18 protein-coding genes are annotated in these 14,259 nt (G+C 60.3%); 12 read left to right on the top strand and 6 right to left on the bottom strand.

All coding sequences use genetic code 11. From position 1 onward, the window contains the following. Positions 1 to 407 precede the first annotated feature (407 nt). The 4 genes from AC05QJ_RS08495 to AC05QJ_RS08480 all read right to left on the bottom strand — a co-directional run bounded on the left by AC05QJ_RS08495 (position 408) and on the right by AC05QJ_RS08480 (position 3,705). Complete coding sequence (locus tag AC05QJ_RS08495) at positions 408 to 770, bottom strand: PA0613 family protein (protein ID WP_476746426.1); 363 nt, start codon at positions 768 to 770, stop codon at positions 408 to 410. Next, positions 767 to 2,983, bottom strand: coding sequence for a VapE domain-containing protein (locus AC05QJ_RS08490; protein ID WP_476746425.1), 2,217 nt, complete (start codon positions 2,981 to 2,983; stop codon positions 767 to 769). Before AC05QJ_RS08490 ends, AC05QJ_RS08495 begins: the two co-directional genes overlap by 4 nt. Further along, complete coding sequence (locus AC05QJ_RS08485; protein WP_404821320.1) at positions 2,973 to 3,110, bottom strand: TraR/DksA C4-type zinc finger protein; 138 nt, start codon at positions 3,108 to 3,110, stop codon at positions 2,973 to 2,975. Before AC05QJ_RS08485 ends, AC05QJ_RS08490 begins: the two co-directional genes overlap by 11 nt. 76 nt (positions 3,111 to 3,186) lie before the next feature. After that, complete coding sequence (locus AC05QJ_RS08480; RefSeq protein ID WP_476746424.1) at positions 3,187 to 3,705, bottom strand: phage regulatory CII family protein; 519 nt, start codon at positions 3,703 to 3,705, stop codon at positions 3,187 to 3,189. A gap of 944 nt (positions 3,706 to 4,649) precedes the next feature. Here AC05QJ_RS08480 and AC05QJ_RS08475 point away from each other — a divergent pair. Further along, positions 4,650 to 5,381 carry a LexA family protein gene (locus AC05QJ_RS08475; RefSeq protein WP_476747896.1) on the top strand — a complete coding sequence of 244 codons (732 nt, stop codon included), beginning with the start codon at positions 4,650 to 4,652 and terminating at the stop codon, positions 5,379 to 5,381. 29 nt (positions 5,382 to 5,410) lie between these two features. Here AC05QJ_RS08475 and AC05QJ_RS08470 read toward each other — a convergent pair whose 3' ends face one another. Next, positions 5,411 to 5,800 (bottom strand): hypothetical protein, encoded by a 390-nt coding sequence (locus AC05QJ_RS08470; protein ID WP_476746423.1) that lies wholly within the window; start codon positions 5,798 to 5,800, stop codon positions 5,411 to 5,413. A gap of 194 nt (positions 5,801 to 5,994) precedes the next feature. Between AC05QJ_RS08470 and AC05QJ_RS08465 the strand changes: the two genes are divergently transcribed. The 11 genes from AC05QJ_RS08465 (at position 5,995) to AC05QJ_RS08415 (ending at position 12,617) form a co-directional block, all read left to right on the top strand. After that, positions 5,995 to 6,168: a hypothetical protein gene (locus AC05QJ_RS08465; protein ID WP_476746422.1), complete on the top strand. Its 174-nt coding sequence runs from the start codon at positions 5,995 to 5,997 to the stop codon at positions 6,166 to 6,168. Continuing rightward, positions 6,165 to 6,983 carry a BRO-N domain-containing protein gene (locus tag AC05QJ_RS08460; protein ID WP_476746421.1) on the top strand — a complete coding sequence of 273 codons (819 nt, stop codon included), beginning with the start codon at positions 6,165 to 6,167 and terminating at the stop codon, positions 6,981 to 6,983. Before AC05QJ_RS08465 ends, AC05QJ_RS08460 begins: the two co-directional genes overlap by 4 nt. Beyond that, positions 6,980 to 7,291, top strand: coding sequence for a hypothetical protein (locus AC05QJ_RS08455; RefSeq protein ID WP_476746420.1), 312 nt, complete (start codon positions 6,980 to 6,982; stop codon positions 7,289 to 7,291). Before AC05QJ_RS08460 ends, AC05QJ_RS08455 begins: the two co-directional genes overlap by 4 nt. 9 nt (positions 7,292 to 7,300) lie before the next feature. Further along, a complete protein-coding gene (locus AC05QJ_RS08450) occupies positions 7,301 to 7,585 on the top strand; it encodes a phage antirepressor KilAC domain-containing protein (protein ID WP_476746419.1) in 285 nt (94 codons plus the stop codon). 158 nt (positions 7,586 to 7,743) lie between these two features. Beyond that, positions 7,744 to 8,067: a pyocin activator PrtN family protein gene (locus AC05QJ_RS08445; protein ID WP_110969266.1), complete on the top strand. Its 324-nt coding sequence runs from the start codon at positions 7,744 to 7,746 to the stop codon at positions 8,065 to 8,067. A 49-nt stretch (positions 8,068 to 8,116) separates the two neighbouring features. Then, on the top strand, positions 8,117 to 8,521 hold the full coding sequence (locus tag AC05QJ_RS08440; protein WP_476746418.1) for a hypothetical protein: 405 nt from the start codon (positions 8,117 to 8,119) through the stop codon (positions 8,519 to 8,521). After that, on the top strand, positions 8,518 to 9,069 hold the full coding sequence (locus tag AC05QJ_RS08435) for a 3'-5' exonuclease (protein WP_476746417.1): 552 nt from the start codon (positions 8,518 to 8,520) through the stop codon (positions 9,067 to 9,069). The genes AC05QJ_RS08440 and AC05QJ_RS08435 overlap by 4 nt, the downstream gene beginning before the upstream one ends. After that, positions 9,066 to 9,614 (top strand): hypothetical protein, encoded by a 549-nt coding sequence (locus tag AC05QJ_RS08430; RefSeq protein ID WP_476746416.1) that lies wholly within the window; start codon positions 9,066 to 9,068, stop codon positions 9,612 to 9,614. The genes AC05QJ_RS08435 and AC05QJ_RS08430 overlap by 4 nt, the downstream gene beginning before the upstream one ends. Beyond that, positions 9,611 to 11,731 (top strand): DNA cytosine methyltransferase, encoded by a 2,121-nt coding sequence (locus AC05QJ_RS08425; protein ID WP_476746415.1) that lies wholly within the window; start codon positions 9,611 to 9,613, stop codon positions 11,729 to 11,731. The genes AC05QJ_RS08430 and AC05QJ_RS08425 overlap by 4 nt, the downstream gene beginning before the upstream one ends. Beyond that, complete coding sequence (locus AC05QJ_RS08420; protein WP_476746414.1) at positions 11,728 to 12,354, top strand: hypothetical protein; 627 nt, start codon at positions 11,728 to 11,730, stop codon at positions 12,352 to 12,354. The genes AC05QJ_RS08425 and AC05QJ_RS08420 overlap by 4 nt, the downstream gene beginning before the upstream one ends. Beyond that, positions 12,351 to 12,617 (top strand): hypothetical protein, encoded by a 267-nt coding sequence (locus AC05QJ_RS08415; protein ID WP_476746413.1) that lies wholly within the window; start codon positions 12,351 to 12,353, stop codon positions 12,615 to 12,617. Before AC05QJ_RS08420 ends, AC05QJ_RS08415 begins: the two co-directional genes overlap by 4 nt. On the opposite strand, the gene AC05QJ_RS08410 is transcribed toward AC05QJ_RS08415, so the two are convergent. Continuing rightward, positions 12,614 to 14,230, bottom strand: coding sequence for a recombinase family protein (locus AC05QJ_RS08410; protein WP_476746412.1), 1,617 nt, complete (start codon positions 14,228 to 14,230; stop codon positions 12,614 to 12,616). The two genes, AC05QJ_RS08415 and AC05QJ_RS08410, sit on opposite strands and share 4 nt — an antisense overlap. Positions 14,231 to 14,259 lie beyond the last annotated feature (29 nt).

Genomic DNA, 14,259 nt, shown 5'->3' with positions numbered 1-14,259 from the left:
GTGTAGTTTCCTGGCAGCAAGCAGGTTTTAATGCCACCAGCGAATAAGCGGGTTACGTCTGGGTAATGTCTGGCGAATGTCGGGTGAATACACCTACCCGGATTGGCTTCCCTTTCTCGCTGTCCCAAGGGCCTCAAAGGGGGCGGCGATGGTGGGACCAGTGTGGGACCTCAAATACGGGGCCTGTCCTGCTGTCCCACCTTTCTACTTATTTTCTCGTGTATAGAGAGAGAATTAAAACACGCTGCGCGCAATGCGCGCGTAACGCTACGACTGCGCCATACGTGTGCGCCTATGTGTGAACGGTGGGACGGTGGGACAGGCCACAGAATTCGCGGGGTTGAGTTGCTCAGCCCGTGCAGGACGAGGCTGGGCAATGGCGGGGCGGTGGGCCACAGAAAGGCGCATCATGCCGCCCTCTTCCCCATCAGCAGGGACTCGATTGCCTCGTGGGCTTGGTGCAAGCGCTCATAGTAGGTCTTCCTGCTGCACCTGCAGTGCGCGATCTTCTGACTCAGAAGGCTCTCCTGATTACAGTAGTGCTCCCTGACAATGACATAGAGCTCCGGCGCCAGGTGCTTATTCACAATGATCTCAATGTCAGCGGATTCGTCCAACAGCACGCGACTACCCCGGGTCCCCCGGATCAACTCGCCCTGGCACTCTATCAACAGGGCCAGCATGCTACCACCACCCACGCCACTTCTGACATCTGGCGTGTGCAGCTCCTGAGCCCACAGCTTGAGCATCTCATCAATACGCTTGATCAAAAGCATTCCTCCTTGGCCATGATCGATTGCTCAAGAGGACTGGGCGCCCCCCACCCAGTGGGCTTTTGGTACGCCCAGGGACGCACCCCGCTTTTAGGCAAAGCTGGCATCCTCCGGCGTCGCCAACCAAGACGGTGCATGATCGCCCCCACACGCATCTGCTCGGGCTTACTCCAGTGGCCGATGTCCAGGTTCAGCGCATCCTTGAGCAAGTCACTGCCCGTGACCGTTTCACCAACCTGCGACTCTTCCAACCATTTCAGTATCGGGCCTTCCCATTCATCCACCACGAACCGCTCCTCCTGCTCTTTGGTGAACAGCTCCTCCTCCTCGCGGGTCGTCCACCAAATATCGCCGGCCAGATAGCAGAACATCGCCTCGGCCCACAGCTGGTCGCGAACCCGGCGGAGTGTTTCGAGGTCGACCTTGGTGCATGCCACCGGCCAGTACCGCCGGTTACCGGTGGCGTCCTTTAGGTACTCGTCCTGGTTGGTCGTACCGACGAAAACACACTGGCGTGGCACATCGCTGGTTCTTCGCCCGTAGCTCTCGCGGTAGGTGTCGGTGGAGGCCGAAAAGAACTGCTTGGCCTTGGTGCTTTCCGCCTTGTTGAAGCTGTCCAGCTCACCGAGCTCCACTATCCACTTCCCCCGAATGGCCTGGAACGCATCCTTGTCACCCAGGGTGAAAGGAGTGTCCATGAACCACTCACCGCCCAGCACACTCATGGCGGTCGATTTACCAGCGCCCTGGGCGCCTTCGAGGATCATCACCGTGTCGGCCTTGCAGCCGGGCCGCATGACGCGGGCGACGGCGGAGATCATCCAGCGCTTACCTACTTTGGCGCTGTAGTCGTTCAAGGGCACGCCCAGCACCTTATGCAGCCATACCTCTAGCCGTGGTACCTGATCCCACTCCAGCTTTGCCAGGTACTCGCGCACAGGATGAAAGGCGTTGTCATGGGCCACCACACTGACCGCCTCGACGACGTGGGTAGCCTTCACGCGCAGGTTGTACTGCTGGGCCAACCACTTCATCACCCGCGTGTCATCGATGTCGCTCCACTCTCCGGGATCGCCGCCATATGGCGCCGCACGCAGTTTCATGATCTTGGAGCTGAAGGAGCTGTAACCGATCACTCCCGCCCAGCGCTCATCGTTACTGAGGATCAGCTCGACGTTCTGCATGTGAGCGATCAGGGAACCGCTCTCAGTCCTGGCCAGCATGTCTTTCCAGCCGCCGGTGGCCGGGGGTTTGATCACCGCCATCACCTGCCGGCGTACGGCCTCCAGGCCCTCGGCGCAGTGTAAGTCGTTGAAGTCGGTCCACTTCACGTCGCGCTCAACGGAAAAGACAGGGGCGACCACCTGGCCGCCCACTACTACTGCTGCGTTGTTGGCCTTCTCCTCGCCAGGGTTCCACGGCTCACCACCAGGCCGCGTGGTCTTCCAGTCGTCGTCACGGCAAATGATGATCGGCCGACCAGGGAAGCGCTCTCGCATGTGCTTGGCGACCGCCAGCAGGTTGCCGGCGTCGAAAGCAATTGCCACAGCTTCAGAAGTCGCCATGTGCAGGCTTGCGCCCGTCGCGTAGCCTTCACACACCAACACTGGCTCGCCGGGCTCGGGATGCCCACCGATCATGTGGAATGCACCGTCCTTTGCCATTCCGTGGGGCCAGTAGGACTTGTCGCGGCCGGTGGTTTCCTGCACGGCCGGGAAGATGACCTGCAGGCCCACGATGGTGTCTTGAGCATTCTGCATGGGGATCAACACAGCCCCGGTCTTCGGGGCATAACGCACCCCGAGTCCCACCACCTGCTTGCGGTCGAGGTAGGCGCTACGCCCCCTCAGCGGCATGCGCTTGAACAATCCACCTGCGCGATTGGCTGCACGGCGCGCGGCATTCGCCGCGATCTCAGCTGCGCGGCGCTTGGCATCTGCCTGCCGCGCGCGCATGACCTCACGGTCCTCAGGGGTCAGCCCCTTACCATCGGTCTTTATCTTTTGGGTTTCACCATGCCGCCAGTCACCAAAGCTGCCGAAAATCAGCGTGCCGCCCTTCTCGGTCATATGCTCATGAAGGACATACCAGCCGTTCTTTTCCTTGCCCTTGTCCTGTTGCGTGCGGCACCGAACAAGCTTGCCGAATAGCAGCGGCTGGTCCGGCTCCAGGCCATAGTCGTGCAGTTGGTCAAGCACCTTATCCAGCATGGCGAAGTCCCTTTTTGTCGACATCACACTGGCAATCAATGCAACGCTCGCAGCCCTTGGCTGCCAGCCTCCGCGCCTCAGGAATCGGATCGCCACAGTCCAGACACTCGGTCAACGAGTCACGCACTGCCGCCTGCGTCTTACGCGCAGCCAGGGAGAGCTCAAGGAACAAGTCAGCGCTGTCGTTGGCAACATCAGCAAGATCAGCCACGGCGAGCCCCCCGAGTAGTCTGGTTGACGTATTCAGCGCGGCGATACATGCCGAGCAATCCCTGAATACCTCTGAACACTTGATGCTGGATCTCAGCCAGCTCCTGATCGTCAACTTTTCCATCGCCGATGCTGCGCGCCCAGGTCTCGGCCAGACCGGCGACCTGCCGGAAGAACTCGGCAAGGCCCATCGTTAGCGTTTCGGGGATGTCATGGGTGTATGCGTCAGACAGCTCTTGCCAGATGGTGTCACCGACGAGGGCATGAACCGCGTCGAGGATCCGGGGATCCTTGGTCAACTCGAGGATCTCGCCGAACTCCTGCACGTTCACAATGTGGCTTGGATGGGTGGGGGATAGCTTGTGCTGCAGGGTGGTGGGGTTGCGGCCGGTAGTGGCTGCGATGGCGGCTGCGCCGCCTGGATATTCACGTACAGCGTGGTACAGCGCGAGATCGAGCGGCAGGACTTCGCGCTTGGCGCGGTCAGTAGAGCTCATTGCGGTTCGGCTCATGGCATTGTCCTTGTCGGTAGCCAGTGCCAGCAGCGTGCAGTGGTGGTGCGTGCGCCGCATAGCGTTGAGAGAGTAAATAGCCGGCCAGCGGGGCTGATACGGCCTCTGGCCGGGGCGTCGATCCATCGACTACCCCTGGCGAAACAACGCCTCCCGTGGTGTTGGAGGCGGCACCTCGGCTCCCTGCCCAGGTGTTGCGGTCAAGGTCAATGGACCTATGTGGTGTGCCCACCTACCTATCGCGCTCCCGGCAGCATGTGGTGCTACTGCCGAGTTCGGGATGCGATCAATCGCCTCCCCTTCAGGCACATGGCATTACGCCATAAAGGCTGCCAGTGCCTGCGACGAGCGGTGGTGCTACACTCGCCGCGTGGCTTGAGAGAGTCACTGCCGGTGTGCCCAAGGGCTACTCCGGTAACGCCGCCCTATCTGTGGTGGAGAAAAGCGGCTCCTGGCATCCGTGCCAGGATCTACGTGGTCAAGGACAGTTGTTTCGTGGTGTGCACCACATCCTTGAACGCGGCCCGGTATCACTGTGGTGGTAGTACCGGGGGAAACTGGGCGGCCCTTGGGTCGCCTTTTTTCTTAGTGTCCCGAGCGCACTCCAGCCCCACTCCTGTAGGGCGCCGCCTCTTTCAGAAGCCACTCAGCATCGAAGGGGTTTCCTTTTTTAGCCGCCTCACCTGCAAGGAGAGCTGCATAAGTAGTTTCGCCCGTGTAATCCGTGCGTGGCAGAGAGCCAGCCTGACGCCACTTGTTGAGCGCCTGATAGCTTCTCGAGCAAACCTTGGCGGCAGCACCGATCCCTCCAACCGCCTCAAAAGCAAACGCGATTGCGTTCGCATACTCCTCAGGGCGCAACATTCATAACCTCCATTTATCAACCATGAATTGATATTAAACATCAAATGACTATTGCGCAAGTTTTGTGTAACTCTCAATCCATGGTTGATAAAAATGAGATTCGGGCAGCGTTCAGCGCTCGCCTTCACGAAGCGCTTGACGATGCCGGGGTACGCAGCCGAGGCCGAGGCGTGGACATCCACAAGCACCTGAAGAGCATGGGAGTGAACAAGACGACCCAAGCGATCAGCAAATGGCTGATAGGCGAAGCAATGGCCGAGGCCGACAGCATCGCAGCATTGAGCCAATGGCTGGGCGTTAGAAGAGAGTGGCTGGAGTACGGGGTATCGCCGAAAAACAGCGAATCAGCGGTGCCCACTGTGGTTCGCAGCGTGATACCCAGCAGCAATGTGAGCTCCATCCACCATCGCTTTGGCAAGGTCCCTCTCATTTCCTGGGTACAAGCAGGCGATTGGTGCGAGGCGATCCCCAACCTCGAAGAGCACAACCCTGAAAGCTGGCTATCATGCCCAGTCCCTATTAGCCCCAATGGTTATGCCCTTAAGGTGAGAGGTGACTCGATGACCAACTCCGGGCCGGGGCGAAGTTATCCAGCAGGCTGCATAATATTTGTGGACCCCGAGATAGAAGTTAACACTGGAGATCGCGTGATCGCGCGACTACCACGAACCAATGAAGCAACATTTAAGGTTCTCGTGGAAGACGCCGGAAGACAATATTTGCGGCCGATTAACCCGCAGTACCCAATTATTGAAATAACCGAAGAAACATACATCTGTGGCAAGGTGGTTGGCTCATTCGTTCCCGAATGAGTCAACCCCGAGAGCATCAGTCGGACACACTAGCCCACGGTCGCAGCCTGCCCCTGAGATGTAGCCCTGAACCCTCCACCAGCAGCAGGTTCCAGTAGGCCACGCTTAACTAGCGATTCAATGGTTCGCTTCGGATATGACATGGGCTCGTAAGTGCCTGCCGCATGACGACCATCACCTTCAATATAAATAGCTTCGAGACTCGCCGATAGAAGCGCCGCGAATTGAAGCTCCGTTAATCGAGGCTTACTAGCTGCATTCGACGCCATTTCAGAAGTTGAATAACTACTGAGCTGATGACCGATATCGATATCATCAACACCATACTCATCGTCCTTAGTTTTGGTTCTCCTTAGCAAATAAACAGCTACGACCAAACCGAACGCTATCGCGCCACCTACCCCCAATAGCTCTTTCATCGACACCCTTCCATGCTCATGACCGATCCCTGTCCACACGCGCCTTCCGCAACCGGCGCAGAGCAGGCACAGGGGCGTCACATCAGTACCACACAACCACCCACCTGAAAAATTATCAACCCATGGTTGTTGACACAAAATCAATTGATAGTTGATTATCTGCTCACTCTCACACCACAGAGCGAGCCATCATCATGCACACCACCGCGTCATTGCACGTCCATCCGGCCGCGGCATCCACCGAACTGATCTTCAAAATCCGTCGCCTGGCCAAGCAACATGGCTGCGCGTTTGGTACTACCAAACGACCGGCTACGGCCAACGCTTTCCGCCCGATGACTCCCGACGACGGAGGGCACGCGGCGTGAACCATCCAATCCATCGCACCTTTGACAACCACAACATCCGGCTGCTGCTGATCGACGGCGAGCCGTGGTTCGTGGCCACAGACGTAGCTACCGCACTTGAGTACCGCGATGCTGAGAAACTGACTCGCCGCCTTGATGAGGACGAGAAGGGTACCCACATTGTGGGTACCCTTGGTGGTAGTCAGCATATGACCGCCATCAACGAGTCTGGCCTGTACTCTGCAATCCTTCACAGCCGCAAACCAGAGGCCAAGCGCTTCAAAAAATGGGTGACCAGCGAAGTGCTGCCCAGCCTGCGCAAACACGGCTCGTACTCCATCATCGACACCACCGAAGCGCAGCAGCCAGCGCCCATGGCCGAGCACATCGAGGCCGACCGCATCGTCAGCGCAGGTCGTGTGTTCAACACCATGTTCCGCACCGGCCGAGTCATCGGCATGAACCGCCGCATGGCCGCATCCCGAGCGAACCAGGCCACCCAGCGCTCTACCGGGGTCGACCTGGTTGCCGAGCTCGGTGCGAGCGACTGGATCGACAGCGCCGACACCCCTACTCCGAATCGCCGCCAGTATCAGCTTCAGCAACAGCTCCGCTGCCACCTGGCCGAAAACGACTGGCCCCCGATGGTAACCGGGCCAAGCCTGATCGAGGCGCTCGGCCTGACCGAAGACCGCGCCAATCAGATGGCGATTGGGCAATGCCTGCCGCTGCTCGGCTATCGCCGCGTCCGCTTGCCTGCCAGCACCACCAATGGCATTCGCCCTTGGGGGTACGCCCTGCAACAACCCGTCGCCATTGAGGAACTGTCCGCATGAACTTCGCACTGAGCCGCAGCGCCCTCGCATGCCTGAAAGCACAGACCAACCTGACTGGGCAGTTCACCCAAGTCCTCCACGACGACGCGACCGGAGCTCGCATCAAGTCCACGTTGCAGACCGAGGTCTATCTCGACCAGGTGACGGTAGTCATCCGCATGGAATCCACGGTCAACACCTTGACGCTGCCGGCGAACAGCCTTTCCAGCGCAAGAAAGATCGCGGCCCACCTTGAGGCGATTGCCAACGGCCAACTCGACACTGCCGAGACGCCTTCGAACAATCAATCGCTTGCCGAAGCAGCATAGGAGGTGACCATGGAACGCGACCTGGCAAAAACCGCCAAACTGTTCGGCATCACCCGCAACGAGCTGATCCGCTTGATGCGTGAGCAGGATCTGCTGGACGAGAAGAACCTTCCTCGCTACCCCACTCGCGACCGCGACTATATGCGGAAGAAAGAGGGCAGTTGGTTCCACCCGGTAGCAGGCATGCAGTACAGCGAGTCTACCCGCGTTAAGCAGGCCGGGATCCCTTGGCTCGCCGAGCGCTTGCAGCTGCAGCTTCCGACACCACCGGAAGACAAGCGTCATGCGGCCTAGGGAATACGCAGCCCAGATCCTGCAACTGAGAACCCGCGAGGAGCGCAATGCCGCGCTTCGCGAGGTTCCCGAGCACCTGCAGGACCTGGTGCGCAAACACTGCGAGATCACCTGGAACCATCCGTCACGCCACAAGCTCAGGGAGAGCCAGACGCCTGATGAGCACCAACAACCAAATCGCGCTGCGCCTGCCGCACGCACCTGATTCGAACACTGTAGAACTGCTGTACCGAACCTTCGGCGACGTACTGATCCCTGCGGAGAAAATCCGAGTGCAGTATTTCCGAAACCTCAACGAGCAGACTTTCGCCGACCACCTGCAGACCGGCCGAATCAACCTGCCCGTAACAACATTCGGAGTAAGCCGAAAGGACCCGAAGTACATCCACATTCGCCACGTTGCAGCCCTTATTGATGTCAGGGCTCACCAGGCAGACGAGGAGCACGCGCGCCTCATCCTGGACCAGCAAGACCAGCAGTAACCCACACATAAGCCGCCACCACCGGCCGCACACCACAAGGAGCAATACCATGACCACCCAACAGGTGATCGCCCTCACCATTATCAGCGCATTCATGCTCGGCCTGTTCGCTTACGCATACTGGAGCGGCCGCCAGGCGGGCAGCGCAAAGGGGCGCGCTGCCAGCGATCGCATGCACAAGGCGACTATCGAGGACCTCAAGGCATCTCTCGAGACCTCCCGCAACAACAACCAGCGCTTGGCCGCCCAAGCCAGAGCCCTCAAGCTCAATAGCGCCTTGAAAGATCACCATCGCAATACCCTCCTGCAGATCGCGGAAAACCTGCGCATCGCAGCCGAGACCTGGAGCGCTTTCAAGACCGGCAAAAAGCTCGAACGCGACGCGCGACGCCTACGCGACGAAGCCATCGCGATCGCCGACCTCCTGAAAGCCGCCGAACAGGAGGCAGCATGATCAGCGCAACCCACTACGTACTCGACCTAGAAACAATGGGCAAAGGTCCGCGCGCCGCTATCGTGGCACTTGCGTGCGTACGCATCGAGCAAGGCACCATCACTGGCAGCCTCTATCATCGTGTACACCTGGAGTCTTCGCTGCAGGCCGGCCTGGTTATGGATGCCAGTACAGTGAACTGGTGGCTGAAACAGGATGCCGCCGCCCGCGCAGAGGTGGATGGCAGCCAGAGCTCGGTGCTGCTCGCCGTAGCCATGAACGCGCTGGATAACTTCATCAATGAAGGCAACGCTCTGGTGTGGGGCAACGGCAGCAGCTTCGACAACGTCATCGTGCGCAGCGCCCTTGAAGTCTGCGGCATGGGCAACCTTTGGCACTACTGGAACGATCGCGACCTCCGCACCTTGCTGGCCCTTTACCCTGAAGCTAAGACGCTTCCGTTCGAGGGCACCAAGCACCACGCCCTCAACGACGCCTGCCATGAGGCCAAGCAACTGATTATGGCGATGAATTTCCACCAAACCCTGCAGGTGGGAGGAATCGTATGAATCAGGCCCACCACACCACCGGCTTGCTTTTCGTTTCTGCGCCCTGTGCAGGACACGCGCGCGACACCGTACCGGGACCAACCCCGACCTTGACCTCGGAGGAAAGCGGGCACGCGGAAGTACAGGTAAACGCCTCCGCTGCCCCCGCTTTGCTCCGCGAAGCAGCATTCGTCGACACTCAAAAAACAAAGAGCCTCTGCTGCGCAGCAGCAGGCATTATTTCTTCCATTCGCGCCCCCGCCGAGCCGCAGGTACCCCACGACAGGCTGCGCCAGGCAGCGCCCGCTGACACAACGCTGATCGCTTCAGATCGCCCGCACGCGCAGCCTGCCAAGGGGTATACGCACTATCCAGACTACGCACCAACGCCAGAAGCTCAGGCCGTATGCGATCGCATCGCCGACGCCATCTACTCGCAATTGGATGGAAGTGCTGCAGGCGTGTTCACCACCGTCGAGGAGATGGCCTTGGCCATCCACGATGCTCTGCACTTGGCAGGTGCCCTGAACCCTGAGTACGCGCACCAGGGAGGGCAGCAGGCATGACTTCATTTTCTGCAGAAAAACTAACCAGCCCTCAACACTTCAAGACCCAATTCTCCTTGGCACTGGAGCCACAGGACGACGAGCTGGTGGTCGATTTCTTCTGCGGTGGAGGCGGCGCCGGTACCGGCCTTGAGATGGGGCTGGGCCGCCCGGTGAACGTGGCGAAGAACCACAGCCCGGCGGCGATCAGCATGCACACCGCCAACCACCCACACGCCCGCCACTTCACCACCGACGTGTTCGAGGGCGACCCGGACGAGGAATGCCAGGGCCGCCGAGTCGGCTGGTTCCACATGTCTCCCGACTGCACCCATCACAGCCAGGCCGCTGGCGGCCAGCCGCGCAAGCGCGAGATCCGGAACCTGTCATGGATAGGCCTGAAGTGGGCCGGCAAGAAGCAACCCCGAGTGATCAGCCTGGAAAACGTGAAGCAGATCCTGCAATGGGGGCCGCTGATCGCCAAGCGCGACAAGGCCACTGGCCGCGTCGTCACTCTGGACCTGGTGCAACACCCGACCAAGCCCAACAGCAAGATCAACCGCGTGGCCGAGCCCGGCGAACAGGTTCCAGTGTCGAACCAGTTCCTAGTGCCAGACCCGAAGCGCAAGGGCATGACGTGGAAACGCTTCGTGGCGCTGCTGGAAGGGCTGGGCTACCAGGTGGAATGGCGCGTGATCAAAGCGTGCGACTTCGGCGCCCCGACCAGCCGCGAACGGCTCTTCATGATCGCCCGCTGCGACGGGCAGCCAATCGTATGGCCGGAGCCAACCCACGCCAAGAAGCCGAAGAAGGGCCAGCAGAAGTGGCGCACCGCCGCCGAGTGCATCGACTGGTCAGTGCCAAGCAAGAGCATCTTCGGACGGTCGAAGCCGCTGGCCGAGGCCACGCTGCGCCGAGTCACCAAGGGCATGCAGAAGTTCGTACTGGACAACCCCAACCCTTTCATCGTGCCGATTGCGAACTGGTCCAGGGAGGCGGCGCAGGACATCAACGACCCGCTGCGCACCGTGACGTCCTGGCCCCGGGGCGGCTCGTTCGCCGTTGCCAGCCCGACGCTGGTCCAGACCGGATATGGTGAGCGTGACGGCCAGCAGCCACGGGCACCGGGCCTTGACCAGCCACTGGGCACCGTCGTCGCCGGCGGCGTGAAGCACGCGCTGACCAGCGCGGTGATCCTGCCAGCAACCCATCAGGGCGCAGACCGGGTCAACGATCCCGCTGAGCCTCTGCCTACGGTCACCGCCGCCAACCGCGGGGAGCTCATGGTCGCCAGTCCGGTGCTGGTCGGCGCCGGCGGCCCATCCTACTCAGGGAAGCCTGCCGCTGCAGATCAACCATTCGGCACGCTCATGCCCCAAAATCATCGAGCTCTGGCAGCGGCACACCTGGTCAAGTTCCGCTTCGACAGCGCTGGCGCCCCCATCAATGAGCCAACACCAACCATCACCAGCGGTGGGAACTACAAGCGGCCGGCGGGCGCCGCCCACGCGATGGGCATCTGCACCGCCTTCATCGAGCAGGCAAACGGCGGCTTCAACACGACGGTGGCCAAGGGCGCCGACGAGCCGATGAGCACGGTGACCAACACCGGGAGCCAGCAGCGCCTGGCAACTGCGTCGCTGATCCACCTGCGCGGCAACTGCGACGGGCGCTCGGTCGAGGATCCTCTCCATACCGTCAGTGCCGGCGGCACGCATCACGGGGTAGTCGAGTACAAGCTCTCGCCTGAACACGAAGAAGGCGCTCTGCGGGTAGCTGCATTCCTGATCAGGTACTACGGCACCCACAACGTCAGTGCCTGCGATGAACCCTTGGCCACCGTCACCACGAAAGACCGCCTGGCCCTGGTCACCGTCTACGTGAAGGGCACGCCCTATGTGATCGTCGACATCACCCTCCGCATGCTGAAGCCGCACGAGCTCTACCGGGCCCAGGGCTTCCCCGCTACCTACAAGATCGACAAGGGGGCCGACGGCAAGCCGTTCACCGTCACGGAGCAGGTCCACATGTGCGGTAACAGCGTCAGCCCGCCACCAATGGCCGCCCTGGCCATGGCCAATGCCCCTTGGAAACGCCGCATGCAGCACAACGACCAGCAAGCGAGGCAGGCCGCATGAACGACGCCAATCAAATGGTCAGAGCGCCGCGCGAGCTTTTGGAGCAAGCGCTTGATGCCGCAGCAGCGGTAGGGATGCAAGACGTAGCAGACGAGCTCGACCGCATCCTGACTCCAAGAGCCGAGCAACACCCGGGTGAATTTGCCGCACTATCGCGGCACGGGGGCGACCTCAACTTCCAGCTTCTCCAGTTGGCCGAACGGTCCTGCTCCCTACTGGAGGACTGGGTACAAGTCGCCAATGTGCAGGACGGCGACCTTGCCGACCAGATCAAAGACACCAGGGCACTGCTGGAGTCCCACCCCCCCACCTGGAGCGCCGCCATCCGCGACCTGCTCTATGAGCGGCGACGCCAGATCTATGAAGAGGGCTGGTCAATCAAGCACGACGATTCAGAGACCCAAGGCGAACTCGCTGCGGCAGCTGCAACGTACGCCCTCAAGTCGATTGGGATGACGGAATTTGAATCCGAGACATGGCCTTGGGATCACGAATACCTAAAGCCTGGGGAGCCACGCCGGATGCTCATCAAAGCTGGAGCGCTCATCTTGGCCGAACTGGACCGCCTCGATCGGCAAGTAGCACGCGAGGCACGCAGCAACGAAAAGGGGACAGCACAATGATATTCGACGCAACAACCGGCACGCTGTCCACAGCAACCATAAGTGGCGTGACCCATGAAGGGTTCACCTGCGCCACCCGTGACGGAAAGAAGCTGCGCATGGCCCTTGTGGATGACGAGGGAAACGTCGTCGACGCCGGCCACCATGTCGCCCAGGAAGCCTGGAATGTCTGCATCCAGGTGCAACACAACTTCTGGATCGGCCAGGGCCACATGCGTGTACTGAGCAAGCCGATCCCATTTAAGACGGAAAAAGCCGCTTAAACCCCGAAGCCCACCTGCCAGCTCCCGCTCTTGCGATCAATCCGAAGCAACCGGGGCTGGCCACCTCTCCCAACCAACAGTAAGTCGATCACCTTGGACTCTCGATCAACCGCCTGCATCCCGCGATGGTAGACGACGATCCGCTCGAATGTCTCCCTGACCAACTGCCGGACCTTCATTCGAGCATCAAAGTCGAGAGCCTCGACCCCTGAGGCCAACTGCGCCCAAGCCTCGGCGAGGCCTGGCTGGTCGCGGTTCGAGATGGCTAGTAACTCTCGCTCAAGCTGAGCAACCTCCTTCCGCTTGTCAGCCTGCTGCTCCTCAAGTTCCCTGGCCTTGCGAACGAATATCAGAGGCGCCGCTCCGCCCTCAGCAGCCAGCAGCGCCTCCCCAACCCGCTCCAGTTGCTGCTCAATTACGCCGGCCTCAACCTTAGCCGTCGATAACCTCGCCCGCAGAGCCTGCGTCTGATCGCTTCCCTCGAGTAAGCTACTCAGGTTCATTCGGTCGGTGCAGTAGCTCATCAGCGCCTTCTCGATCGGCACAACGCTGCAGCTTCCACCGACCGGACAGCCTTGATTGTGCGAGTATCCCACACAGATCAGTCGCCTATGTCCGTCAGCCAAAGTGCCATCTGGCCTGGTCTTGAACATCATGTTTTGGCCCACCACAGCGGTTCCACAATAGCCGCAGTAGGTAATACCTAGCCCTGTAACAAGGCCCGGAATCTCCCCCTTGCCCTTTCGCCGAACTCGGTTCTCGACAAGCGCTGACAGGTCGGCGAACTCATCCGCAGTGAGGACCGCCGGGTAATACCCTTCAAGCCGGTATGATTCACCCTCCAGCTCCAGCACCTTAACTCCCATTAAGGCCGGCAACCGAACAAGCCGGTAGACCTGCAGAGCGGTGATGCCTTTGGCCGTCACGGACAAGCCGCGATCCGCCATCTCCCGGATAATCCGCACGGAGCCATAGCCCCTCCTGAACAGCTCAATCACCAACCGCACGCCTTCGACCCTTTCAGGGATCAACTGAAACGCCTGACCATCCCAACGCAACCACTGCGGATCCTTACCATTACGAATGATCCCCCGGTAACTACCGGAGATCCAGCCTTCGCACTGCCGGCGTATAGCTGCCTTCACGCGCCGCGACTTGGTGTCTGACTCCTCATGCGCCCGGATCATCACCAGCAAGGAATACACCAGATCCATCGGCTGGGCCTTCAGACCAGCCCGGTTGTACTCACGGCCGTCACTGGCAGTGACCACTGTGATGCCCGCGTTGATAATCTGGGCCAACTGCGCCTGCGCCTGAATGGGCTCGGCACGACTTAGCCGGTCAAGACCTTCGACGACCAGGACTGAGCCATCAGCGATTCGGCCATCCTCTACCGCCTGCAGGAAAACCCCCAGCGCCCCTTGCTTTACGTGTCGCTGGTGATATGCGGACAAACCCTCATCCCTCAAAGACAGGGACTCATCCAGAACCAGACCCTTCTCGGCCGCCCAGCGCTGGGCATACTGGAGCTGACGATCGACACTACTGCCGGTCGCCTGCCGGGGATCCGAAAAGCGTAAATAGCTGTATACTCGCGCGCCGTTTTTAGCCATTAGAAAAGATAAGCCCTAAGCCCTGATGA

The sequence above is a fragment of the Pseudomonas sp. TUM25319 genome, from assembly GCF_056388475.1.
This window is presented reverse-complemented; position numbering and strand designations above follow the sequence as displayed.

What these genes read in the sequence shown, in the direction of transcription:
- AC05QJ_RS08465 (WP_476746422.1), top strand. Translation starts at nt 5,995, where the DNA reads ATGCACACCACCGCGTCATTGCACGTCCATCCGGCCGCGGCATCCACC.
- AC05QJ_RS08420 (WP_476746414.1), top strand. Translation starts at nt 11,728, where the DNA reads ATGAACGACGCCAATCAAATGGTCAGAGCGCCGCGCGAGCTTTTGGAG.
- AC05QJ_RS08450 (WP_476746419.1), top strand. Translation starts at nt 7,301, where the DNA reads ATGGAACGCGACCTGGCAAAAACCGCCAAACTGTTCGGCATCACCCGC.
- AC05QJ_RS08480 (WP_476746424.1), bottom strand. Translation starts at nt 3,705, where the DNA reads ATGAGCCGAACCGCAATGAGCTCTACTGACCGCGCCAAGCGCGAAGTC.
- AC05QJ_RS08440 (WP_476746418.1), top strand. Translation starts at nt 8,117, where the DNA reads ATGACCACCCAACAGGTGATCGCCCTCACCATTATCAGCGCATTCATG.
- AC05QJ_RS08410 (WP_476746412.1), bottom strand. Translation starts at nt 14,230, where the DNA reads ATGGCTAAAAACGGCGCGCGAGTATACAGCTATTTACGCTTTTCGGAT.
- AC05QJ_RS08445 (WP_110969266.1), top strand. Translation starts at nt 7,744, where the DNA reads ATGAGCACCAACAACCAAATCGCGCTGCGCCTGCCGCACGCACCTGAT.
- AC05QJ_RS08455 (WP_476746420.1), top strand. Translation starts at nt 6,980, where the DNA reads ATGAACTTCGCACTGAGCCGCAGCGCCCTCGCATGCCTGAAAGCACAG.
- AC05QJ_RS08430 (WP_476746416.1), top strand. Translation starts at nt 9,066, where the DNA reads ATGAATCAGGCCCACCACACCACCGGCTTGCTTTTCGTTTCTGCGCCC.
- AC05QJ_RS08490 (WP_476746425.1), bottom strand. Translation starts at nt 2,983, where the DNA reads ATGCTGGATAAGGTGCTTGACCAACTGCACGACTATGGCCTGGAGCCG.
- AC05QJ_RS08425 (WP_476746415.1), top strand. Translation starts at nt 9,611, where the DNA reads ATGACTTCATTTTCTGCAGAAAAACTAACCAGCCCTCAACACTTCAAG.
- AC05QJ_RS08435 (WP_476746417.1), top strand. Translation starts at nt 8,518, where the DNA reads ATGATCAGCGCAACCCACTACGTACTCGACCTAGAAACAATGGGCAAA.
- AC05QJ_RS08470 (WP_476746423.1), bottom strand. Translation starts at nt 5,800, where the DNA reads ATGAAAGAGCTATTGGGGGTAGGTGGCGCGATAGCGTTCGGTTTGGTC.
- AC05QJ_RS08415 (WP_476746413.1), top strand. Translation starts at nt 12,351, where the DNA reads ATGATATTCGACGCAACAACCGGCACGCTGTCCACAGCAACCATAAGT.
- AC05QJ_RS08475 (WP_476747896.1), top strand. Translation starts at nt 4,650, where the DNA reads ATGGTTGATAAAAATGAGATTCGGGCAGCGTTCAGCGCTCGCCTTCAC.